Here is a 21,735-nt window from a genome sequence, read left to right on the forward strand (position 1 = left end):
GAAGAAACTTTCTTTACTTCTATTTACTCATCAGCGTGATTCTTTTTTGTCTATATAAATAAAGAATACCTGTAACTATAAAAACAATCACGCCAAAATACACGCCATATTCTATCGCGATCGCTACAATACTTTCAATATGTTTTCCAAATAAAGCACCGAGCACAAAGTAAACGAGTGTCCAAACAAATCCTGTCGTATAAGAATACAAAGCATACGTCTTAAATGACATGTTATTCATTCCAACTAAATACGGTACGATATGTCTTACAACTGGTATGAAGTAACTTGTGACTAACGCATAATGACCATACTTCTCTACCATTTGTTGAGATTTCAAAAGATATTTCGCCTTTTTCTTTTTCATTAGCTTATCAAGTACTTTCGTACCAAATATTTTCCCTAATATATAACCTAAAGAAAGCCCAGATACAACACCTAAATATGTTAATAAAAATGCAGGAATGACACTTAATATCCCTAGTGAAGATACAAAGCCACCACTCATTACGATCATTTCGTCTGGAATTGGCATACCGATAATACCTAACCATAAACAGAAAAATAATGCCCAATAACCGTATTGTTCAATATAAGATAATAATTCATGTAATTCCATTATGCATATGCTCTCCTTAGCTCTTTTTTACAGCTAAAGATGTACGCTGGTGGGAAATTGAGCCACACTTTCTCTAGCGTAATTTCTGGAAAGAAGTGCTGTATAAATCCTTTTTTCACAAGTGAATATTGAAATGTAATAAATTCACCATTCTCATGTATCCCTTCCATTACATTGTTTAAAATACGCTTTGAAACTTCTTCTGGTAAAGAGGTAAAAGGTAATCCCGATAAAACGTAATCCACGCATTCTATATTGAGATCTTCTATATACTTTTTTATATTTTCGGCTGAACCGTGTACAACAATGACGTTCTGCTCATCTTTAAATTTTCTCTTTAGCTCCTTGCAAAACACTTCATTAATTTCAATAAGAAGAAATATTGTTTCCTTCTTCTTTCTCTTCATAATTTCTTTCGTAAAGACTCCTGTACCAGGACCTAACTCTACAATGCATTTCGCTTTATTAAAATCAATTACATCTACCATTTTCTTTGCTAATATTTTTGAACTTGGCGCAATTGCACCAGTATGTTTCGGATGTTTAATAAATTCATGTAAGAATGTTATGAGTTGCATATAAACCTCTCCTCATTCGTTCAATAGTTTTTAACTTGTTTCTAAGTATAACTATTATTTCTTAACAAAAATTGAGGAGATTTCTTAAGATTTTATGAAGAATAAAAAAACAGCTATCGTCTCTAGCGATAGCTGTCCCTTATTACTTCGCACTCACGATCTTATAATAAGAACGAACCGTTAAGAAGTAATATCCAATATAAATCGCGCCGTATACTCCAATACTAATGAGAAGCGGAATCATAATTTCAAATGGTAATATATTTGACAAACCTTTTAGTGCAAATAAACTGTGTAAAATACCAATAATTAATGGAATAGCAAAGATAAAGCTCACTTGTTTTGCGATAGCTCTCTTCATCTCTTGCTTCGTTACACCAATTTTATGAAGAACAACGTAGCGATCACGGTCAGCACTTGCTTCTGTTAATTGTTTAAAGTAAATGATTGAGCCTGTTGCTAATAGGAATACTAATCCTAAGAATAACCCAATAAACATCATTAAGCCTGTTGTTTCAAGCCCCATTTGGAATCCTGTATAGAAATCGTTAAATGGTTTTAAAACTTCTGATTCTCCAGCTGGCATAATGCTTGCTAATTTTGCTGTTAACTCTTTACTATTTCGCTCACCTTTTACATCAATATTTTTTACAGTACGCGTTTCGTTTACTTGTTTCACTTGCTCATATGTTTTATCAGGAACGATTACAAATAGTTCATTTAAATTTGTAAGGCTTCTATTATTTACACCTTTAATTTTTAATTCTTTTGACTCGTTTCCAACAGGGAATACAGCTGTATTTCCTGTATAAAGAGGACCAAAATCAAGTTTCTCAATATATAAGCTATCATATACGAAAGCTTCATTCGCACTTAAATTTACAGGTTCTACATCTAAATGTTTCACAAGTGTATTAAAGCTTGATTGAGAAATAAGCTGGTACTGATTCGTAACATTATAGTGTGTGTTCAGAACTTGATCAGCTCTTTCACCTTTAAATGTTCCCTTCACAGGAATCATTTCAACTTCTGATTCATATGTGACTGGGTGATTATTCTTCTCTCCAGCAAGTATTTCATTTACTTTTTTATCTAATGCTGCATCTTTTTTCTCATAGGAATAACTATACGGCGCAGCAACTTTTGATTGCGTAAATGTGTTGTAATACATCGTAACTGACGTACCAACCGCTGTTAATGTAACTGCACTTAAAATAGCGATTGTCGCCAGTGATTTCGCATTTCCTTTAATACGATATAGTAACTGCGATGTCGTTACCATATTCATACCATTATAAAATGCTGACTTATTATTTCTTGCACGTTTCAATACAAATACTGTGAAGAACATGAACAGTAAATAAGTCCCTGCTACTGTCGCTAATAAAATATATAATGCAACGACCATAAAGTCTGCATACATAACTGCTTTCATGTACATTAATGCTAAAAAATAACCTGAACCGATTAAGAAAACTGAAATTAATGCCATGATGACAGATCCTTTTGGCATTGCTTCTCCTTCACGTTCTGCACGGAAAAGTTCAATTAACTTAAAGCGATAAATTAAACGATATCCTTGAAGTGATGTATATAAAATAATCACAAAGAAAATAATTGCTGTATCAATAATGGCAGCCACCGGTACTTCAAAATGAACGTTTAAATTTAATCCCATCATATTTACTAATAACTCAAGGAATAATTTTGAAAGGACACTACCGATCGCAATCCCAATTACTAATGACATTAATCCCATTAACATATTTTCATAAAAGAGCATTTTACCAATTTGTCTTTTCCGAATACCTAGTAAAGAATATAATCCAACTTCTTTTTTACGTTTACGTGTAAAGAATCCGTTCGAATATATAATAAACACTGCTACGAAAATGATAAGCATCACACTGGAAACTTGAAACGCACCGCTAATCTTTTTAGAAGCTTCTGCTGCTTTTTCCATTTGTGAATTATATTGCAGTGCTTTAAATGTGAAATAAATAACGATACTAAAAATCATAGATGCAAAATATACAAAGTAGTCTTTAAAGTTCCGCTGTATGTTGCGGAGGGCAATGCTAGATAAGGTCATCAGCCATACCTCCAGAAATAGAAGACATTACGTCAACAATTTTTTGGAAGAACTGTTTACGCGTCGATTCACCGCGGTGTAATTCTTTATAGAGTTCACCATCTTTAATGAAAATAACTCGTTTACAATAACTTGCTGCAAATGCATCGTGCGTTACCATTAAAATTGTTGAGTTATCATATTCATTTAACGACTTCATACTTTCAAGTAAATCTGTTGCAGATTTAGAATCAAGTGCTCCAGTTGGCTCGTCTCCGAAAATCATACTTGGATTCGTAACAATTGCACGCGATGCTGCACAGCGCTGCTTCTGCCCACCAGATACTTGATATGGGAACTGACTTAAAATATGATCAATACCGAATTTCTTTGAGATTTCAAGAACGCGGCGATCAATCTCACTCGCTTTCACCTTTGATAACGCAAGTGGTAAAGCGATATTCTCTTTCACCGTTAACGTATCTAATAAGTTATAATCTTGGAAAATGAAACCTAAATGATCACGGCGGAATAACGCTAACTTATCATCATTCATCTTTACAATATCTTTTCCATCAATTAAAATTTCACCGTTCGTCGCATTATCAATTGTAGAAAGAACATTTAGTAAAGTCGTCTTACCAGAACCAGAAGGTCCCATAATTCCAACGAACTCACCTTCTTTTACTTGTAAGTTAATACCTTTTAACGCTGCAAATTTATTCCCACCCGTGTCGTACACTTTTTCAATATTTTTTGCTTCTAACACTGTTTTCATCTCGACATCCCTCATTTCTTCTATTCTCTATTTTCAACTATATACACTCTCTACTCTTGCCACTATCGATGTTTCTTACACAAACATGACAGTTATGTAAGACGCATAAGTAAAGATATAAAAATTTAACCTACTGAACAAAAGTACTTTGTTACTATAACATTGGGATATCATACCATCCATTCATTCTCCTTACAGGAACATTACAATTTTGTAAGGTTAAAAATGTCCCCTACAAAGTTGTGCACGAAATGTCGGATGGAGCTATTTCGTTCCTGCTATTCTATGTACAGAGGAGGTCATAATATGGATTCACTTAAAAATATGAATACTGCAATGCGCTATATTGAAGATAACCTTACGAATGAAATTGATTTTAAAGAAGTTGCGAGGCTAGCTCTCTGTTCTGAGTATCACTTTAAAAGAATGTTTTCGTTTTTAGCAGGTATATCACTATCTGATTATATTCGCTGTAGACGTCTTACTCTTGCTGCCTTTGAACTAAAAAATAGCAATGCAAAAGTCATTGATGTCGCTATAAAATATGGCTACAACTCACCAGATTCATTCGCTCGTGCATTTCAAAACTTGCACGGTATAACACCTTCTGAAGCCCGAAATAGTAGCCGTTCTTTGAAAGCTTATTCACCAATGACCTTCCAGTTATCCATTCAAGGAGGAAATGAAATGAACTATCGAATTGAAGAAAAAGAGCCATTTCGAATTATAGGTATTACAAAACGAGTACCAATTGTTTTTAACGGTGTAAATGAAGAAATTGCTTCTATGTGGAAAAGTTTAAACCCAGAGTCTATTCAAACATTAAAGTCCCTTTCAAACATTGAACCTACTGGAATTATTAGTGCTTCTACTAATTTTTCTGAAGGAAGAATGGAGGAAAAAGGCGAACTCGATCACTATATTGGAGTAGCCACAACAAAGGATTGTCCAGAGGAGTTTAAACAGCTTGAAGTTGCTGCTTCAACATGGGCTATATTCGAAGCTGTCGGTCCATTTCCTGATGCACTACAAAATGTATGGGGACGTATTTATTCTGAATGGTTCCCTTCTTCGAACTATGAACTAGCGGAAGGACCGGAGATATTGTGGAATGAAAGTAAAGACGTATCCTCTCCGAATTTCAGAAGCGAAATATGGGTACCTGTTTTAAAAAAGTAATATAAGAGTCTAACCTTTTCAAAATAAAGAAGCTGCTCTTCCTTTTTAAAGGAAGAGCAGCTTCTTTATTTTATACTTCTTCTTGACTCGTTCTTATACAAGAAAATAGTAATAATCGTAAGCACTATAATAACTGCAAAAGTAAATACTCTGTAGTTCGAGATAGTAGCAGTACCAATTAACAAGGCAGGTATAACCGCCACAATTAAGCCACCAAACATACCAACAAACGATCCTATACTTTGTTTTACTACTTGAGTTTCTGATACCCAATCATAATAACCAAATCGATTATTAATGAAAATCCCCCATACTGCTGAAAATAATGAATATGTTATCGGTGTTATTACGATGAAAAGAGAGCTCCAAACATCTAGCTTTAACCCGATTATCAGTAATACAGCACTAATAAGTGATGCAGGTATACTCAATGAAAGATTCATAAGAATTTTACTATCATAAATCATCTTTGGCGCTATAGGCAATGATTTAATAATCCATACATTTTTTCCTTCTAAAGACAATGACACACATGTTGTACATGTCATCGAAATCGCTGCTGCAATAGCAAATGGAGCAATCTTTTGCAACAGGGGCTCAATTCCAGGATACGCTATTAATTGGCTTGGTCCTACTACAACTATAGCTAGCGAGAAAGCTAGCGCCATCACGACTCCCATTCCACTATTTATGACATACACTGTAGAAGAGAAGAAACGTTTCAGCTCTTTTTTATACAATGCGACCAATACACTCTCTTTTTTCATGCTATTAATCTCATAATTTGAAAGCATATGATAAGTGGTGATCCCTGTGTTTATTTGCTTATATTTTAACGAAAGTATTTTTACAAAAAGATAATACCAAATCACTGATATCCCCACGAATAAGATGAAAGCTACCATATCAGCATTAACAATTGCTTTTTGAAACATGTTAGCTAATGGATACACTTTAGTTAATTGCTCCGAAACAATTGCACCAATTCCGTTCATATCATTAAGGCTATATTGAGCATTTCCGTTTTTTAGCATAAAGGAACCGAATGTAATAATTACTATAAAACTTAAAATCGTAGTTATTTTATTCGTATTTTTAAATTTAGAAGCGATTGCCGTAATCGAAGCTCCAAAGATTGCTGCGATTGTTGTTGGGATTAAAGATGCTATAAACATACTGATGAACCACATAAAGTAAAAAGAAACTGATGGATTTTCATGTATGCAATACACAACTCCCATTGGTAGCATGATTATGATTGAAAAGATTGTATTCAGCAAGTATAAATACAAAAACCTACTTGCAATAACAGTACTTACGCGAATCGGCAATGACATTAAAAAGTCGTAATCCTTAAAAGCAAAAATTTCTCCATTTGCCTTAAATATAGTGAAAAACAACGTTAATACACTGCTAATAACTAGTGCATAGACGGGAATAATTTCACTAATTCCTATTTTTATCAATCCATATGCCGAAGCTCCGCAATATAACATTAACATGACACCAACTAGAGCAATAGATACTGTCAGCAAAATCTTATTCTGCTTCTTTCTCTTATCTTTTTCGTATTTAAAGGTGTTTAAACCGAGCTGCGTTATCAACCGAATTTTCAAAAGACCTAAACTATTAGTATTCATTAGCAAGCTCCTTCATAAAGAGCTCTTCCAATGAGCCTTCCTTTATTAAAGAATTTACTTCTCCTGAAAGTGCTAATTTCCCTCTATTAATCATCGCTACTTTATTACATAACTTCTCAGCTACATCTAAAACGTGTGTAGAAAAGAAAATCGCACTTCCTTTTTCACAAAGCTCTTTCATAATACCTTTCAATACTACGGCTGCCTTTGGATCAAGACCAACGAAAGGTTCATCTAAAACTAATAATTTCGGTTTATGTAAAACCGCCGATATAATCGCTACTTTTTGTTTCATACCGTGTGAATAAGAAGATATTAAGTCCCCTAAGTACGGTGTAATCTCAAAAGCATCCCCATACTTCTGTATCTGTTCTTCCCGATCCCTCGCAGGCACTTTAAACACATCCGCAACAAAGTTCAAATATTGAATTCCTGTTAATTGCTCATATAAATCTGGATTATCAGGAATATACGCCATTACTCTCTTACATGCAATCGGATCCTTTTTTACTGAATGTCCATCAACAAAAATTTCACCCTCTTCAAAATCTATAACTCCTACTAACGACTTAATTGTTGTACTTTTCCCCGCACCGTTATGTCCAATAAATCCAAAGATATCCCCTGCTTTAACAGTAATATTCAAATGATCAACTGCTTTCTTACCGTCTTTATATGTCTTGCTAAAATTTATAATTTCTAACATGTAAATCCCCCCAAATCACCTTTTCGATTGAATTTTCAGACCTTAAAACGAAAAATTTACTCAGTGAGCTTTTCATTATTCCCACTGAGTATTAAAATCTCTTAACACATAGAAACTATAAATATAAAATTTGACTAATATAGCTCACATTTGTATTTCTTTTTTATACAAAACGTAAGAATATAAATTCGTTATAATGACAGCAACTACTATAATCCCAAGCATCATATAAGTTCTCCAATCAGCCGGAGCGAAAACACTTATAATCATAATAATTCCTAACGCCACAAATACTTTTCCGCTAAACCGATGTGTTTTCCGCCATACTTCTTCATTACTTAACGTCCATGGATTACGCATCCCAACAAAAAAGTTTGGCTTACACTGTGGTAAATAATTACCCATTACTAAAAATAAAACACCAACTAATAATTCAGGCACCCGATTAATGAATAAGTTATATCCTAATCCACTTGTAATAATATCTATATTTCCTACAAATAGTAGCAATAGTACACCATTATTCATCATCATAAAGGCTTTAGAAAATTTCTCGTAATTTGCTTTTCTTGGATCAATCTTTGGTATCACATTTAGAAATATATATAATGCAATCATAATTCCGACCATAGAAATCATTCCGTAAAATTTAGAAGAATATCCATCTACCTTACCGCCGCTCCAATGCGTTGCAATTGTATCCGGCAAATGTGGCCAAGCAAACGCCCAAGCTAAACAAGTTATAACAATTAATAAGATTGCAAAAAGATGTTTTTTCATTTCCCCTCTTCCCCCTTATTCGTAAATGTAAACACCCAAGTTAATAAATCTTGAAAGACAGTTGTGTTTAAAGAGTACACAACAAATTGCCCTTTCTTTTCATCTTGAATAAGTTCAGCATTTTTAAGTGCGCTTAAGTGGTGTGAAATACTTGGTTTTGTCATATTGAAATGTTCAGCGATTTCACCAGCGGTTAAATCACCTTCTTTTAATAAGTCTAAAATTTTTCGCCTTGTTGGATCTGCTAATGCTTTGAATGCTTGATTCAATGTCTTTCTTCCTTTCGATAATTAGACATTTAGATATTTATCTAAATATTAAACCGATTACTGTTATTTGTCAATTGTATCCAGTTCCCTTTTTACTTTTCTCACTTTTAACCTATACTGTTTACTAGCTTATCTTTCAACATAATGAAAAGACTTGAAACACATGATACACTATAGCTACAATTGTTTTTCTGAGGAGGAATATACATATGTATAAAATTTTAATCGTTGAAGACGATCCAAATATTTCATCATTACTGCAATCTCACATTCAGAAGTACGGTTATGAAGCTGTTGTTGCAGAGAATTTCGATGATATTATGGAATCGTTTAACGCTGTGAAACCACATCTTGTTTTACTTGATGTAAACTTACCGAAATTCGATGGTTTCTATTGGTGCCGTCAAATTCGTCATGAATCTACTTGTCCAATTATTTTCATTTCAGCGCGTGCTGGTGAGATGGAACAAATTATGGCAATTGAAAGCGGTGCGGATGATTACATTACAAAACCATTCCACTACGACGTTGTAATGGCAAAAATTAAAGGACAATTACGCCGTATTTACGGTGATTATGCACCAAATATTTCTGAACGTATCGTTGAAGTAGAAGGTTTAAAACTATTCCCAGAACGTCCTGAAATTCACTTCGGATCTGAACAAGTTCTTTTAACGAAAAAAGAAGCTATTTTAGCTGAAATGTTATTATCTAAATTCCCTCGTACAGCAAGCCGTGAAGATTTATTAGCTGCGCTTTGGGATGACGAAAGCTTCGTTGAAGAAAATACATTAAACGTAAACATTACGCGTCTTCGTAAAAAGTTTAATGAGCTTGGTATTGAGAACTCTATTGAAACAGTACGTGGACTTGGATATCGCTTTAACGCAACTTGGAGTGAATAAGCATGAAGCTATTTTTACGTGATCATTTTGCATTTTTCCTACTGTACGTTTTAAACTTCGGTATCATTTTCGTTCTTTATGATGCAGTAGATGGATTTCAAAACAATAAATTTTATTTCGTCGTTTTAAGTTTATATTTATTTATTTGTTTCCTCGCTTACCGTTACGTTCGCAATCGTAGAATGTACCATAGATTAAGCGAGCAACCAGAGAAAATGGAAGATGCGTTTATTGAAAGAGCAACTGCTCCGATGCCTCACGGTGTAAATGAACTCGTGCGCACGCAATACCGTCTCTTCCAAAAAGAACTACAATCGTATGAAGTAAAACAACAAGAACATCAATTATTCATTAACCACTGGGTGCATCAAATGAAGACACCTGTTTCCGTTATGCAGCTTATGGTGCTCGAAATGGAAGACGAGCATTTAATTCCAAAGTTTAAAAAAGAATTAGAGCGTCTAAACCAAGGGCTTGATATGGCTTTATACATGGCTAGGTTAAATAACTTCCATGAAGATTTCCATGTTGAGACGATTTCATTAAAAGATACGGTAACAAAAAATATTAACGGATTAAAAGAACTATTCATTCGTAATGGTGTCTTCCCTGTTTTAGAAGTCCATTCTGATTTAAAAGTTGCTTCTGATGCGAAATGGCTAAAATTTATCATCTATCAGTTAATGACAAATGCTGTTCGTTACTCTGGTGAGCGCGGAAAGAAAGTTTTCTTATCTGCTTACCGAAACGGAAAGGATATTATTTTAGAAGTTCGTGATGAAGGTGTTGGTATTCCGCAAGAAGATATTCGAAGAGTATTTGAACCATTTTACACTGGGAAAAACGGTCGCGCATTCGGAGAATCTACTGGTATGGGGCTTTATATTGTAAGTAAAATTTGTGATTATTTAGGTCACTCTGTCAAACTAGATTCTGAAGTTGGTAAAGGAACGACGATTAAAATCATCTTCCACAACGCTGCAAATAATCAAGCAGAACATACGGAGAAGGTGACCGAAGCATGATCGTAACATATGCAAGCAAAATGTATGAGAACTCACTCTCATACATTTTTTGCAATACAACTACTTCTATATCTTCTAGCCGGAGGTATAATCTATGACATTTTGGCAATTTGCATTTAAAAACGTCACGCGCAACTCGAGAGCTTATTTTGCTTACTTTGTAAGTAGTTCCTTTTCCATTGCTGTGTTCTTTTCGTTTGCTGTTTACCTATTCCATCCGAAATTACAAAACTTTGACATGACCTCTGAAATTTCAGGGTTAATGATATTTTCAGAAGTAGTAATTGTATTTTTCTCTTTCTTCTTTTTACTATATTCCATTGGTACTTTTTTAAAAGTTAGAAAAAAACAATTTGGTGTTTTGACCATTTTAGGAATATCGAGAAAACAATTACATCGTCTTGTTTTTATGGAGAATATGTTAATCGGGATTTTATCTATCTTTTTCGGCATGCAGTTTGGAGTTGTTTTTTCTCAATTTTTCTTATTAGTAACAGCCAAACTTACGCATGTTCCAGGAATATATTTATACGGTCCTACTAACGCGTTTATTTTAACAACCATTGTTTTCCTTAGTCTTTTTATCATTGTATCTGCATTCACACCAATGCTTATTCGTACAAAAAAAGCGGTACACCTTTTAAAAACAAATGGTGGAAAACAAAAAGAAAGAAAACCATCCATACTTGTTTCATTATTTGGTGCGATTTGTTTATTTGGTGGTTATGCGTTAGCTGGAAATCCTAAATATTTCGTATCAGTAAGCCCGCAAATCGGTGTTATATATATGGTTTCGAGTATTTTCGTTATCCCAATGCTAGTTACAATAGGAACATATTTTTTCTTTTCTCAAATTAGTTTCTTACTTATTTATATTTTAAAGAAAAGAAGAAGATTTTATATGAAACGGATTAATATGCTTTGGATTTCAGATTTAGCAAACCGTATTCGAACGAATATTAATATGCTTTTTATTGTAGCGATGCTCTCTACAATTGCTTTCACAATGATCACGTTCCTATATGGATTCGGGAAATTTATTAAGCTAGAGGTGAATAGAACTTCCCCTTTCCCAATTTCTTATTTCTCTTATGATGCGAACCCTTTTGTTACAGAGCATTTAAATTGGCTTGAGCAACAATTACAAAAAGAGCATTTCCCTTATCAAAAAATAAAAGCTGATATATATGAAACACCACTAAAAGAAGATAAAGATATAGCTATTTATAATGACGTATACGCAATTAAGCAAAGTGACTATAACAAACTTGCGAATTCTTTACGAATGAAACAACTATTTATGGATGATAACGAAGCATATGTGTTAACAGGGACATCTTATATCACCATATTCAACGAATTTGAGCAAAGCTACAATAGAGATTACATTACACTCTCTAGTACAAATACGAAATTAAGAGTTAAAGGCTATGAGCATGTAAATGCAATTCCATCTGGCTTTTCATATCAAACGATAGTTTTGCCTGATGTTATCGTAAATAACTTACCTAGCACCGTAAAGCATATATCAGCATACAATTACAAAATTCAAAACTGGGAACAGACATATGAAATTGCTGATAATTTTATAGAAAAGGTACAAAAAGATCGAAATAAATACCAGTATGAAGGGCCTCTTATTCGCTCCTTTGAATCAGCAGGATCGTTATACAAAATAACATCAGGTAGTGCCGCGTACTTCCTAATCGGGACATTTTTAGGAGTTATTTTCTTCATTGGAGCTGGTAGCGTTCTTTACTTTAGAATGTATACGGATTTGACGAACGAACAAGAGAAATATATAACGCTTTCTAAAATCGGTGTAACAGATACAGAGATGAAACGATCTGCAACCATTCAACTTAGTATTTTATTTTTCATTCCGTACATTATGGCATCCATTCATACAATGTTCGCAACAAAAATGCTACAAGATGTAATTGGTTTATCTCTGTTCAAAGAAGTTTCAGCCGTTCTTATTATTTTTGGATTCGTTGAAATCGTATTTTTCTTATTCATTCGTTCACTTTATATGCAAAAATTATCACATTACACGAGTGGACAAAATATTTAAAACAAACTTGATGAAAAGAGTATCTCTCATACGCTTTTCATCTTCACCCTATTAGGAGGTTTAGGTGAATGACATTTTGGCAGTTTGCATTTAAAAACGTCACAAGAAACGCCAGAGCTTATTTCGCCTATTTTGTAAGCAGTGCGTTCTCCATCGCAATCTTTTTCTCATTTGCAGTTTATTTATTTCATCCTAAATTGCATATGACAGACGTGAATTTTTCTCTGAACATATTAATGACAATTTCAGAAGTTGTCATTGTGTTCTTTTCATTTTTCTTTTTACTGTATTCAATCGGGACGTTTTTAAAAGTACGAAAAAAACAGTTCGGGATTTTAACAGTACTTGGCATATCTCAAAAACAATTAAAGCGACTCATATTTATAGAAAATATGTTAATTGGTGCTCTTTCTATATTTTTTGGCATTCAACTTGGACTTGTCTTTTCACAGTTCTTTTTGTTAGTTACCGCTAAAATTACACACGTACCTGGTTTATATTTATATCCGCCTACAAGTGCTATCGTTTTAACTATCATCATCTTTCTCGGGCTCTTCATTCTCGTATCATCTTTTACACCGATGCTCATTCGCACGAGAAAAGCCGTACGTCTTTTAAAAGAAGGAAAACAACAAAAAGAAAGAAAAGCATCCGTGCTCATCTCTCTATTTGGTGCGATCTGTTTAATATGTGGATATGCGTTAGCCGCAAATCCGCTGTATTTTATGTCGCTAGGTGACATAATTGGACTTTTATATGCCGTCTCTAGTATATTTGTCATCCCATCGCTTATTGCAGCTGGAACATACTTTTTCTTTTCACAAATTAGTTTTTTACTTATTCGTATTTTAAAAACACGAAGAACGTTTTATATGAAACGAATTAATATGCTTTGGATTTCTGATCTAGCATCACGTATTCGGACGAATATTAATATGCTCTTTATTGTGGCGATGCTATCGACGCTCGCTTTTACAATGATTACATTCTTATATGGATTCGGGAAATTTACAAAGTTTGATGCGATTAGACAAAATCCTTTCCCGTTTACTTATTTATCGCATACTGAAAATACGTTAGCTGATGAACATTTAAACTGGTTAGAGCAGAAATTTAATGAAGAGCACTTTACTTATACAAAATTTAAAACGGATATATATGAAGTATCTTCGGCTGAAGATAGCACGCAGCTCTATTATGCCATTAAACAAAGTGACTATAATGTACTTGCTAAGGCTTTAAATTGGGAAACGCTCACGGTCAATAAGAATGAATCTTATATTCTTATGAAAGACTTAGATGATCAGGTTATTGGAACGCTCCATAATAAAGAACAGAAAAATACTCTTACACTTACTCAAAACAATTTACAACTACAAGTGAAAGAATATAAAAGTTATAGCCCATTCCCAAACAGCTTAATATACCAATTACTCATACTATCTGATGAAAATGTAGAAGCCTTATCCACCGTTTCCAAACAAATGAGTGTATATAACTTCAAAGTTACAGATTGGGAAAAAGCACATAATATCGGTTCATCGTTTATAACAAAAATCCATAACGATAATGCAGCAATTCAAGCAGAGCATCCACCTTTCCATGCAAGTGAAGCGAGCGATTCTCTATATAAGACAAAACTAAATGTCGCTTCGTTCTTCTTAATTGGTACTTTCCTAGGAGTTATTTTCTTTATCGGTGCTGGCAGTGTTCTTTACTTCCGGATGTATACAGATTTAACAAATGAGCAAGAAAAATATATAACGATTACGAAAATCGGCTTAACTGAGACTGAAATGAAACGTTCAGCGACAATTCAGCTTGCGATTCTTTTCTTCGTACCTTACATTATGGCATCAATCCATACGATGTTTGCGACAAAGATGCTACAAGAAATATTACATCTCTCGTTCTTCGCTGAAATTACAGTCGTACTGTTGATTTTTGGAACAGTTGAAATTTTATTTTTCCTTTTAATTCGTTCCTTTTATATGCAAAAATTATCACAACACATTAAGTTTTAAAAAGTAGAAAGGTGATTACTATGGAAGAAGTATTACACATAAAAAACGTCTCAAAAGTATATGAGGGGAAAGTCCCTCATACTGCTTTAAAAAATATAAATTTACACGTGGATAAAGGGGAATTCGTTGCCATTATGGGACCATCTGGTAGCGGAAAATCTACATTTTTAAACGTTATCTCTACAATCGATTCTCCGACTTCTGGTGATGTCGTGATTAACGGAAAAAAACCGCACACATTTCGTAGAGAGAAGTTAGCTATTTTCCGAAGACAAGAGTTAGGATTTGTTTTCCAAAACTTTAACTTACTAGATACACTGACAATCGGTGAAAATATCGTACTACCTTTAACATTAGATAATGTTCCATTAAAAGAAATGGATGAAAAGCTTGATAACATTTCAAAAAAGCTTGGAATTGATCATATTTTGGACAAGCGTATTTTTGAAGTTTCTGGAGGACAAGCACAGCGTACCGCAGTAGCACGTGCTGTTATTCATCATCCTTCACTTCTACTAGCCGACGAACCGACAGGAAACTTAGATTCAAAAGCGGCAATTGACGTAATGGAGTTATTTACGAAATTAAATAAAGAAGAAGATGCAACGATTTTAATGGTTACGCACGATCCGTTTGCAGCAAGTTATTGTAACCGTGTTATTTTTATTAAAGATGGCGAACTTTACAATGAACTGCACCGCGGATTATATCGCGAGAAATTTTATCAAGAAATATTAGATGTTTTAGCATTATTAGGAGGAAGACGTGGATGACATTTTGGCAATTCGCATTTAAAAATGTCTCACGTAATTCGAAAGCATATTTCGCCTACTTTGTAAGTAGTGCGTTTTCTATCATGGTTTTCTTTTCATTTACTGTATACGCGTATCACCCGCGGTTACAAAGTGTACAAAGTTTCCAAGAACGTGATCCTCTAATGAACTTAGCTAGTACAGCACAGCTTGTGATCGTTATGTTCTCGTTCTTCTTTCTCTTATATTCAATTGGAACATTTTTAAATGTACGGAAGCAGCAATTCGGGATACTCACCATTCTCGGTATCTCACAGAGACAATTAAAAAGACTGTTATTTACTGAAAATATGATAATCGGGATATTGTCTATCTTTATCGGCATTCAAGGTGGACTTGTATTTTCTAACTTTTTCTTATTAGTCACTTCGAAATTAACAAGTGCGAAAGGTCTCTATTTATATTGGCCAACAGAAGCGATTATCGTTACAACCGTAACGTTTATCATTTTATTTTTAATCGTTTCTACGTTTACACCAATGTTTATTCGTACTCGAAAAACAGCCCACCTCATTAAAGGGAACAAGAAAATGCCAGCTGAAAAAAGACCATCTATACTCATCTCTTTATTCGCTTTAATTTGTTTAGGGCTATGCTATTATATCGCTGGTTATCCGCAAGGCTACGTAACGGAAAAAAATGTGCAAAATGGATCTGTCTTTTTTATTATGTTATCTATTTTACCGCTCGTAATAGTCGGGACATATTTATTCTTTTCACAAACATTCCTTCTTTTCATCTATATTTTAAAGAAGCGCAGAAAGTTTTATTTGAAACAAATAAATATGTTATGGATTTCAGATTTAGTTTCTCGTACACGCAGTAATATTAATGTACTCTTTATTGTTTCTATGCTATCTGCACTTGCATTTACGATTATTATTGGATTATTCGCCGCTAATAACAATACGAAGGCATCAGTACTAGAGCGATATCCCGTTCCCTTCACGTATACATCAGAAGGTGACAATTCCCTTGAACAAAAGCATATTTCTACAATTGAAACGGAGCTTACAACTAATAATTTTCTTTACAAAAAATATAAGTTTACAGTATTAAAAGATACAGCTTCCAAAGAAGATATTATGCTTATGAAGATGAGTGATTATAACGCAATTGCTAAACAATTGAAAAGACCGGAAATAACAATTGATTCTACAGAAGTGTATATTATTTCTCGCCACTCACCAGAACTTCTCGATCTCGTATCTAATCCATTTGCAAAGCAAAATACGATTACACTTGGATCTAATAAAAAAGAATTTCATATTAAAGGGTTTATTAATAAAGGAATCGAACCATCATTTGCATTCCCTCATTTAGCTGTCGTACAAGATTATGTATTTGATAATATGATTCCTCATATTGAAACAACTGTAATCTATAACTATTTCGTAGAAAACTGGGAAAATGCAATCGTTCCAACAAAAAATATGTTACGTGTTATTAGTGGTGATGCACGTGAGTTCTACGAAAAGCATACTGAAGAGAAAGCTCAAGTTCCTTTCTTCATACATACGGCTACGGATGAACTTATTTACGGTAAAGGAAATGCAGTTGCTCAATTCTTTATTTGGGCATTTCTCGGCTTTATTTTCTTTATCGGTGCGGCTAGTGTTCTATACTTCCGTATGTATAATGACTTAACAACTGAAAGACAAAAGTATATTACGATTACAAAGCTTGGCTTAACTGAATCAGAAATGTTTCGCTCTGCTACCATTCAATTAGGAATTTTATTTTTCGTTCCTTACATCGTTGCTGGTGTTCACACGTTATTTGCGGTTAAGTTTTTACAAAGCATGTTTTCTTTCTCATTACTAAAAGAGACATGTATCGTACTCACCTTTTTCGGGATTATCGAGATTATTTTCTTCTTCTTAATCCGCTCTCTGTACATTAATAAATTATCACAGCATATCAAAATATGAATAAAATGGCCTTGTGCATATTGCACAAGGCCATTTTCAATAGTTTTTAATAATTAGCAGCAATATCCGCCGTAGCCACCAGCATAACCACCGTAACCACCATAACCACAACCGCCGCCTCCGCCGAAGCAGCTAGCACCGATGATAATTAATAAAATAAACAATACGATTAGAAGCGCAAAACCGCCTCCGCACCCATGTCTGCGGTTACAATCATCATGTCTGTGTTCACACTTTTCGCTCATTACTCTATTCCTCCTTTAGTATCATTCATAACAAGTTCACCTTGCTCTAAATGAGGGGATTCCATTTATAGTATGTTTTCAGGGCGAATAGGAAGCTTGGCTTTCTTAAAAACGGGCTTGTTTTCGGAAATGGGCTTCATCAAAAAAAGATACCAATTAAGGTATCTTCTAAATAAACATATTTAATAAAAGTGCAAAACCAAATGCAATAAATGATAACAATGTCTCAAGTACCGTCCACGTTTTAAACGTTTCCTTCACCGTTAATCCTAAATACTCTTTTACAAGCCAGAATCCTGCATCATTTACGTGAGAAAACATTAATGATCCCGCACCTGTTGCTATAACGAGCAATTCTAAATTTACACCTGACATGTGCTGAATAACTGGTGAAACAATTCCTGCTGCCGTCGTTAATGCTACTGTTGCTGAACCTGTTGCGATTCGAATTAATCCAGCTACCATGAAAGCTAACACGATCGGTGATAACGATATATGTTCTGCCATTTGCGCAATCGCTGTTCCAACGCCGCTTTCAATTAATATTTGTTTAAACCCACCGCCTGCACCGATAATTAAAATAATGGAACCGACTGGTAATAAACTTTCATCCGTTAACTTTTTAATCATCTTTTTATTAATCCCTTGTCTTATTCCAAGTAAATAAAATGCTGCGAAACATGAAATAAGTAAAGCAATTACTGGGCTTCCTATAAATACTAAAAATTCAGTTATCTTTTTCGGTAATGAAATATATGGTGCCACTACTGATAAAATCATCAATACAACTGGTAATAAAATAATGAAAAATGAAACTTTACGACTTGGTAAATCTGTTGATACAGTCGTAACTCGAACAAGCTCTGGTTCATTTTCGGGTATAACCCTTTTATGTACCCACTTTGCAAATATCGGTCCTGCGATAATGGCTGCTGGTAACGCGATAAGTAATGAATATAAAAGTACCTTTCCTAAGTTCGCGTTATAAATACCGATTGCTGTCATCGTCCCTGGATGTGGTGGCACAAGCCCGTGCACAATAGATAATCCAGCAATAACAGGTAACGCAATTAATAATATATTTTGCTTCGTCGTTTTTCGAATCGAAATAACAAGTGGTAATAATATGACGATCCCCACTTCAAAAAACACTGGAATCCCTATAACAAAACCTGCAAATAACATAGCCCAAGGTAGTTTCTTCACACCGAAAAATCGAATAAAGAAGTCTGCCACTTGCATGCCCGCCCCTGAATCGGACATCATTTTTCCTAAAATTGTTCCGAGGGCTAAAATACCAACTAGATGCCCTAGTACACTACCAACACCAGTTTCATAGGCAGTCACTATTTTCGTCAAATTCAGTCCAGACATAATAGCTAAAAATAAACTCGCCACTGTTAAACTAATAAATGCATGCCATTTCCACCATGATACCCCTAAAATAACAATTGTGATCGCAAGTAACGTGACGATTAATAAGTATATATCCATCTCTCATTCTCCTTACTTTTATCCCGATTGGTGTGGGCTAATAATTAGTGGGTGATGCCCTCCTCCACTAATTAAAGTTTTACTTTATAAAAAAAGAGGGAACATCCCCTCTTTTTATACGTCATAATTCACTACATAATGCTGCATTTCTGTATTGTAGTAGCCTTCGCTATATTCAATTACTTCGCCAACTTCATCATAAGAATAGCGCATACGTTTTAATAACGCTGTCCCCTCTTTTTCACCTAGCGCTTCTGCAACGAAACTAGGCGCGAGTCCAACAGCGAATTCATCTCTGAAGTTTTCTAAGTGAATGCCTCGGTCTTCAACTAAATCATAAAGCGATTGCAAGTCAAAGTCCGATAAATCTGTACTTGCCATTCCTGCTGAGAAATAGTGCGTATAATGAATGTAAGGTGCATCATTTAACGTATATAAACGTTCAATACGAAAACTCTCCTTGCCGAATAATCGAAATGGCACCGTTCCTTCTTCATTATGAACGATTTCTGCTTTTAGCAATTTCTTTTGTACTTTATATCCTTCTTCCACTAACACTTCTGTAAATTTCTTACCTTTTGACAACTTTGTCGCAGAAGTATTACGGATAACTTTCGTTCCTTTACCGCTTTTCTTTTCTAAATATCCTTCTTGAGCGAGTTCTTTAATTGCATTACGCACTGTAATTTTGCTCACTTTGAACTCTTCTTCTAACTGCGGTTCGGAAGGAATATTCGTATGAATCGCATATACACCATGCAATATTCGATCACGAATAATATTTTTTATTTGTAAATATAATGGTCCTTTTTTCCTCGTTACGTTCACCGTTACACCCACTACCTTTCTACATCACCTACTGATGCCGTCATTGCCCGAAGTATATCCTTCTCTGATGACATTGGCGTATCACCGACGATTGTATGTGCAAGCATTCCAGCTACTGACGCAAATGAAACAGCTTTCTCTGGTGCAAACTCTTTTATCTCGCCATGAATAATCCCGCTCGTATAAGCATCTCCAGCACCTATTCTATCATATACAGAAAACGTAAGTGTTTTTGCAAAAGTGAACGCACCATCTTTACATATAAATCCGCGAAGCGAGTGTGTATTATCACTATTAATAGAGCGATGTGTACCAGCGATTGTAGCGATATGATATGTTTCAGCCACCTTTGGAATAAGATCAATAAGTTGTGCTTCTCGCTCCGTCTCCTCTGTTTTCATTCCAAGAACGAACATTGCATCTTTTTCATTCATCATAACGATATCAGCAAGAGCCAGCATTTCTTCATAATGTGGTTTCGCCTGCTCATACCCATCTTCTCCCCAAAGAGATGGACGATAGTTGCAATCAAAGACGACAGTGCCTGCGCTTTCTTTCACTGCTTTCGCTAAAGATTTCATATGATGGCGCACCGTATCATTCATCGCAAGTGTAATTCCGCAAAAATGAACGATATCAATTTCCTTTGCGATTTCTTCAAATTGATACATGTCTTCACATGCCGTATTGAAACTACTTTCTAATCGATTCGAATATGTAACGCGGCTTGCACGTGCGCCAAATCCATTTTCTAAAAAGTACATGCCGACATATTTACCGCTTCTTGAAATAAACGGTGACTGAATGCCTAACTTTTGAATATGTGATACCGCCGCATCCCCAACCGAGTTCTCTGGTAAAGTTGAAATAAGAAAGCCTTCATGCCCGAGATGAGAAAGTGCTGCTGCAACGTTCACACCCGTACCAGAAAATGAGTAATTTAATGTGTTAGCTTGCGACAACAACTCATATCCTGGTACTTGCAGGCGCATCATTACTTCGCCGAATGCTGCAATTTTCTTACGCATTTTGATCAACTAGCTTCTTCACTACCGCTAATAATTCGCGAACATCTTCTACTTTCGTATTGCCAGTTTCTTTATCAATAATAGAAGAGTACACGTGCGGGATCACTTGCTCTACATTTGCCTCAAGCGCAATACGTACAATTGTTTCGAAGTTTTCTTTATCAATTCCGCCTGTTGGCTCTAATGCGAATCCTTCTTCCGCACAAGCTTTCGCAACTGCACGATATTCTTCTTCATGAGCTAGCCCTTTCATCGGGAAGTACTTCAATGAATTTCCGCCCATATCACGTACAAGTGCGATCGCTGTTTTAATTGGAACGATTGCTTTTTCTTCTCCAGCCGCACTAATTGGGCCAGTAGAAATATTTACGTAACCTACTTTTCCTGTTGGCGATACTAAACTATTAATCCAGCTATCTTTTTCGCCAAGATTTGCACGTGTCGCTCCAACTGAAGGGAACACTTGGTTAATATGGCTACCAGGATAATGCTTCGCAATTTCAGCGACAACTGCCGCTTGACGATTATCTCCTGCGCCTAGTCCGATTGATACAGCGTCATCAATTTCTTTTCCGTATGCTTTCATCGCTGTAACAGCTTCTTCTACTGTTGGGTAGTCTTTTGATAACACTCCCACTATTACATAACCTTCTGCTGCTTCAAAAATATCTTTCGCATTTCGGGTATTGTTCGCTAATACATTTAATGCTACGCGGCCTTTATAAAAACGTTTTTGAATATTTGTCATT

Annotated in this window: 20 protein-coding genes; 7 read left to right on the forward strand and 13 right to left on the reverse strand. The window is 34.9% G+C overall.

Features of this window, described 5'->3' with window-relative positions; all coding sequences use genetic code 11:
• Positions 1 to 19: 19 nt before the first annotated feature.
• The 4 genes from MKY21_RS24240 to MKY21_RS24255 all read right to left on the reverse strand — a co-directional run bounded on the left by MKY21_RS24240 (position 20) and on the right by MKY21_RS24255 (position 4,046).
• Positions 20 to 619: a DedA family protein gene (locus MKY21_RS24240; RefSeq protein WP_000418924.1), complete on the reverse strand. Its 600-nt coding sequence runs from the start codon at positions 617 to 619 to the stop codon at positions 20 to 22.
• Positions 619 to 1,197 (reverse strand): class I SAM-dependent methyltransferase, encoded by a 579-nt coding sequence (locus MKY21_RS24245; protein ID WP_001176052.1) that lies wholly within the window; start codon positions 1,195 to 1,197, stop codon positions 619 to 621. The genes MKY21_RS24240 and MKY21_RS24245 overlap by 1 nt, the downstream gene beginning before the upstream one ends.
• A gap of 142 nt (positions 1,198 to 1,339) precedes the next feature.
• Complete coding sequence (locus MKY21_RS24250) at positions 1,340 to 3,289, reverse strand: ABC transporter permease (RefSeq protein ID WP_044796400.1); 1,950 nt, start codon at positions 3,287 to 3,289, stop codon at positions 1,340 to 1,342.
• Positions 3,276 to 4,046, reverse strand: coding sequence for an ABC transporter ATP-binding protein (locus tag MKY21_RS24255; RefSeq protein WP_000859655.1), 771 nt, complete (start codon positions 4,044 to 4,046; stop codon positions 3,276 to 3,278). The genes MKY21_RS24250 and MKY21_RS24255 overlap by 14 nt, the downstream gene beginning before the upstream one ends.
• A gap of 306 nt (positions 4,047 to 4,352) precedes the next feature.
• Here MKY21_RS24255 and MKY21_RS24260 point away from each other — a divergent pair, with 306 nt between their 5' ends.
• Positions 4,353 to 5,225 (forward strand): AraC family transcriptional regulator, encoded by an 873-nt coding sequence (locus tag MKY21_RS24260; RefSeq protein WP_025966501.1) that lies wholly within the window; start codon positions 4,353 to 4,355, stop codon positions 5,223 to 5,225.
• 65 nt (positions 5,226 to 5,290) lie between these two features.
• On the opposite strand, the gene MKY21_RS24265 is transcribed toward MKY21_RS24260, so the two are convergent.
• The 4 genes from MKY21_RS24265 to MKY21_RS24280 form a co-directional block, all read right to left on the reverse strand.
• Positions 5,291 to 6,865 carry a hypothetical protein gene (locus MKY21_RS24265; protein ID WP_001095689.1) on the reverse strand — a complete coding sequence of 525 codons (1,575 nt, stop codon included), beginning with the start codon at positions 6,863 to 6,865 and terminating at the stop codon, positions 5,291 to 5,293.
• The gene (locus MKY21_RS24270) at positions 6,855 to 7,571 is read right to left on the reverse strand and encodes an ABC transporter ATP-binding protein (protein WP_000889756.1); all 717 of its coding nucleotides are present in this window, start codon (positions 7,569 to 7,571) and stop codon (positions 6,855 to 6,857) included. The genes MKY21_RS24265 and MKY21_RS24270 overlap by 11 nt, the downstream gene beginning before the upstream one ends.
• 144 nt (positions 7,572 to 7,715) lie before the next feature.
• Positions 7,716 to 8,351: an SdpI family protein gene (locus MKY21_RS24275; RefSeq protein WP_000716347.1), complete on the reverse strand. Its 636-nt coding sequence runs from the start codon at positions 8,349 to 8,351 to the stop codon at positions 7,716 to 7,718.
• On the reverse strand, positions 8,348 to 8,620 hold the full coding sequence (locus MKY21_RS24280) for an autorepressor SdpR family transcription factor (protein ID WP_001070531.1): 273 nt from the start codon (positions 8,618 to 8,620) through the stop codon (positions 8,348 to 8,350). The genes MKY21_RS24275 and MKY21_RS24280 overlap by 4 nt, the downstream gene beginning before the upstream one ends.
• A 209-nt stretch (positions 8,621 to 8,829) precedes the next feature.
• Here MKY21_RS24280 and MKY21_RS24285 point away from each other — a divergent pair, with 209 nt between their 5' ends.
• The 6 genes from MKY21_RS24285 to MKY21_RS24310 all read left to right on the forward strand — a co-directional run bounded on the left by MKY21_RS24285 (position 8,830) and on the right by MKY21_RS24310 (position 17,391).
• Complete coding sequence (locus tag MKY21_RS24285; RefSeq protein ID WP_000276738.1) at positions 8,830 to 9,525, forward strand: response regulator transcription factor; 696 nt, start codon at positions 8,830 to 8,832, stop codon at positions 9,523 to 9,525.
• A 2-nt stretch (positions 9,526 to 9,527) separates the two neighbouring features.
• Complete coding sequence (locus MKY21_RS24290; protein WP_000765341.1) at positions 9,528 to 10,550, forward strand: sensor histidine kinase; 1,023 nt, start codon at positions 9,528 to 9,530, stop codon at positions 10,548 to 10,550.
• A gap of 94 nt (positions 10,551 to 10,644) precedes the next feature.
• Positions 10,645 to 12,624: an ABC transporter permease gene (locus MKY21_RS24295; RefSeq protein ID WP_000145056.1), complete on the forward strand. Its 1,980-nt coding sequence runs from the start codon at positions 10,645 to 10,647 to the stop codon at positions 12,622 to 12,624.
• Between the two features lie 68 nt (positions 12,625 to 12,692).
• Positions 12,693 to 14,648, forward strand: a complete 1,956-nt coding sequence (locus MKY21_RS24300) for an ABC transporter permease (RefSeq protein WP_000144972.1) — start codon at positions 12,693 to 12,695, stop codon at positions 14,646 to 14,648.
• A 20-nt stretch (positions 14,649 to 14,668) separates the two neighbouring features.
• Positions 14,669 to 15,421 carry an ABC transporter ATP-binding protein gene (locus MKY21_RS24305; RefSeq protein WP_000393250.1) on the forward strand — a complete coding sequence of 251 codons (753 nt, stop codon included), beginning with the start codon at positions 14,669 to 14,671 and terminating at the stop codon, positions 15,419 to 15,421.
• Positions 15,418 to 17,391, forward strand: coding sequence for an FtsX-like permease family protein (locus MKY21_RS24310; RefSeq protein WP_000144953.1), 1,974 nt, complete (start codon positions 15,418 to 15,420; stop codon positions 17,389 to 17,391). Before MKY21_RS24305 ends, MKY21_RS24310 begins: the two co-directional genes overlap by 4 nt.
• 53 nt (positions 17,392 to 17,444) lie before the next feature.
• Here the strand turns inward: MKY21_RS24310 and MKY21_RS24315 are convergent, their stop codons facing one another.
• The 5 genes from MKY21_RS24315 to dagF all read right to left on the reverse strand — a co-directional run bounded on the left by MKY21_RS24315 (position 17,445) and on the right by dagF (position 21,734).
• Positions 17,445 to 17,636, reverse strand: a complete 192-nt coding sequence (locus MKY21_RS24315) for a YjcZ family sporulation protein (RefSeq protein WP_001290392.1) — start codon at positions 17,634 to 17,636, stop codon at positions 17,445 to 17,447.
• A 168-nt stretch (positions 17,637 to 17,804) separates the two neighbouring features.
• Positions 17,805 to 19,130 (reverse strand): gluconate permease GntP, encoded by a 1,326-nt coding sequence (gene gntP, locus MKY21_RS24320; protein WP_341077535.1) that lies wholly within the window; start codon positions 19,128 to 19,130, stop codon positions 17,805 to 17,807.
• 114 nt (positions 19,131 to 19,244) lie between these two features.
• Positions 19,245 to 19,970 carry a GntR family transcriptional regulator gene (locus MKY21_RS24325; RefSeq protein WP_000539261.1) on the reverse strand — a complete coding sequence of 242 codons (726 nt, stop codon included), beginning with the start codon at positions 19,968 to 19,970 and terminating at the stop codon, positions 19,245 to 19,247.
• Positions 19,970 to 20,986, reverse strand: coding sequence for a sugar kinase (locus tag MKY21_RS24330; protein WP_252209711.1), 1,017 nt, complete (start codon positions 20,984 to 20,986; stop codon positions 19,970 to 19,972). Before MKY21_RS24330 ends, MKY21_RS24325 begins: the two co-directional genes overlap by 1 nt.
• Complete coding sequence (gene dagF / locus MKY21_RS24335; protein WP_341077540.1) at positions 20,979 to 21,734, reverse strand: 2-dehydro-3-deoxy-phosphogluconate aldolase; 756 nt, start codon at positions 21,732 to 21,734, stop codon at positions 20,979 to 20,981. Before dagF ends, MKY21_RS24330 begins: the two co-directional genes overlap by 8 nt.
• Between the last annotated feature and the right edge of the window lies 1 nt (position 21,735).

Source organism: Bacillus sp. FSL R9-9497 (genome assembly GCF_038005805.1).
GTDB classification, from domain to species: Bacteria; Bacillota; Bacilli; order Bacillales; family Bacillaceae_G; genus Bacillus_A; species Bacillus_A cereus.

Excerpts from the sequence above, each read along its gene's own strand:
- MKY21_RS24275 (WP_000716347.1), bottom strand. The coding sequence starts at position 8,351 with ATGAAAAAACATCTTTTTGCAATCTTATTAATTGTTATAACTTGTTTA.
- MKY21_RS24330 (WP_252209711.1), bottom strand. The coding sequence starts at position 20,986 with ATGCGTAAGAAAATTGCAGCATTCGGCGAAGTAATGATGCGCCTGCAA.
- MKY21_RS24315 (WP_001290392.1), bottom strand. The coding sequence starts at position 17,636 with ATGAGCGAAAAGTGTGAACACAGACATGATGATTGTAACCGCAGACAT.
- MKY21_RS24265 (WP_001095689.1), bottom strand. The coding sequence starts at position 6,865 with ATGAATACTAATAGTTTAGGTCTTTTGAAAATTCGGTTGATAACGCAG.
- MKY21_RS24295 (WP_000145056.1), top strand. The coding sequence starts at position 10,645 with ATGACATTTTGGCAATTTGCATTTAAAAACGTCACGCGCAACTCGAGA.
- MKY21_RS24270 (WP_000889756.1), bottom strand. The coding sequence starts at position 7,571 with ATGTTAGAAATTATAAATTTTAGCAAGACATATAAAGACGGTAAGAAA.
- MKY21_RS24285 (WP_000276738.1), top strand. The coding sequence starts at position 8,830 with ATGTATAAAATTTTAATCGTTGAAGACGATCCAAATATTTCATCATTA.
- dagF (WP_341077540.1), bottom strand. The coding sequence starts at position 21,734 with ATGACAAATATTCAAAAACGTTTTTATAAAGGCCGCGTAGCATTAAAT.
- MKY21_RS24245 (WP_001176052.1), bottom strand. The coding sequence starts at position 1,197 with ATGCAACTCATAACATTCTTACATGAATTTATTAAACATCCGAAACAT.
- MKY21_RS24310 (WP_000144953.1), top strand. The coding sequence starts at position 15,418 with ATGACATTTTGGCAATTCGCATTTAAAAATGTCTCACGTAATTCGAAA.
- MKY21_RS24240 (WP_000418924.1), bottom strand. The coding sequence starts at position 619 with ATGGAATTACATGAATTATTATCTTATATTGAACAATACGGTTATTGG.
- MKY21_RS24260 (WP_025966501.1), top strand. The coding sequence starts at position 4,353 with ATGGATTCACTTAAAAATATGAATACTGCAATGCGCTATATTGAAGAT.
- MKY21_RS24305 (WP_000393250.1), top strand. The coding sequence starts at position 14,669 with ATGGAAGAAGTATTACACATAAAAAACGTCTCAAAAGTATATGAGGGG.
- gntP (WP_341077535.1), bottom strand. The coding sequence starts at position 19,130 with ATGGATATATACTTATTAATCGTCACGTTACTTGCGATCACAATTGTT.
- MKY21_RS24290 (WP_000765341.1), top strand. The coding sequence starts at position 9,528 with ATGAAGCTATTTTTACGTGATCATTTTGCATTTTTCCTACTGTACGTT.
- MKY21_RS24250 (WP_044796400.1), bottom strand. The coding sequence starts at position 3,289 with ATGACCTTATCTAGCATTGCCCTCCGCAACATACAGCGGAACTTTAAA.
- MKY21_RS24300 (WP_000144972.1), top strand. The coding sequence starts at position 12,693 with ATGACATTTTGGCAGTTTGCATTTAAAAACGTCACAAGAAACGCCAGA.
- MKY21_RS24255 (WP_000859655.1), bottom strand. The coding sequence starts at position 4,046 with ATGAAAACAGTGTTAGAAGCAAAAAATATTGAAAAAGTGTACGACACG.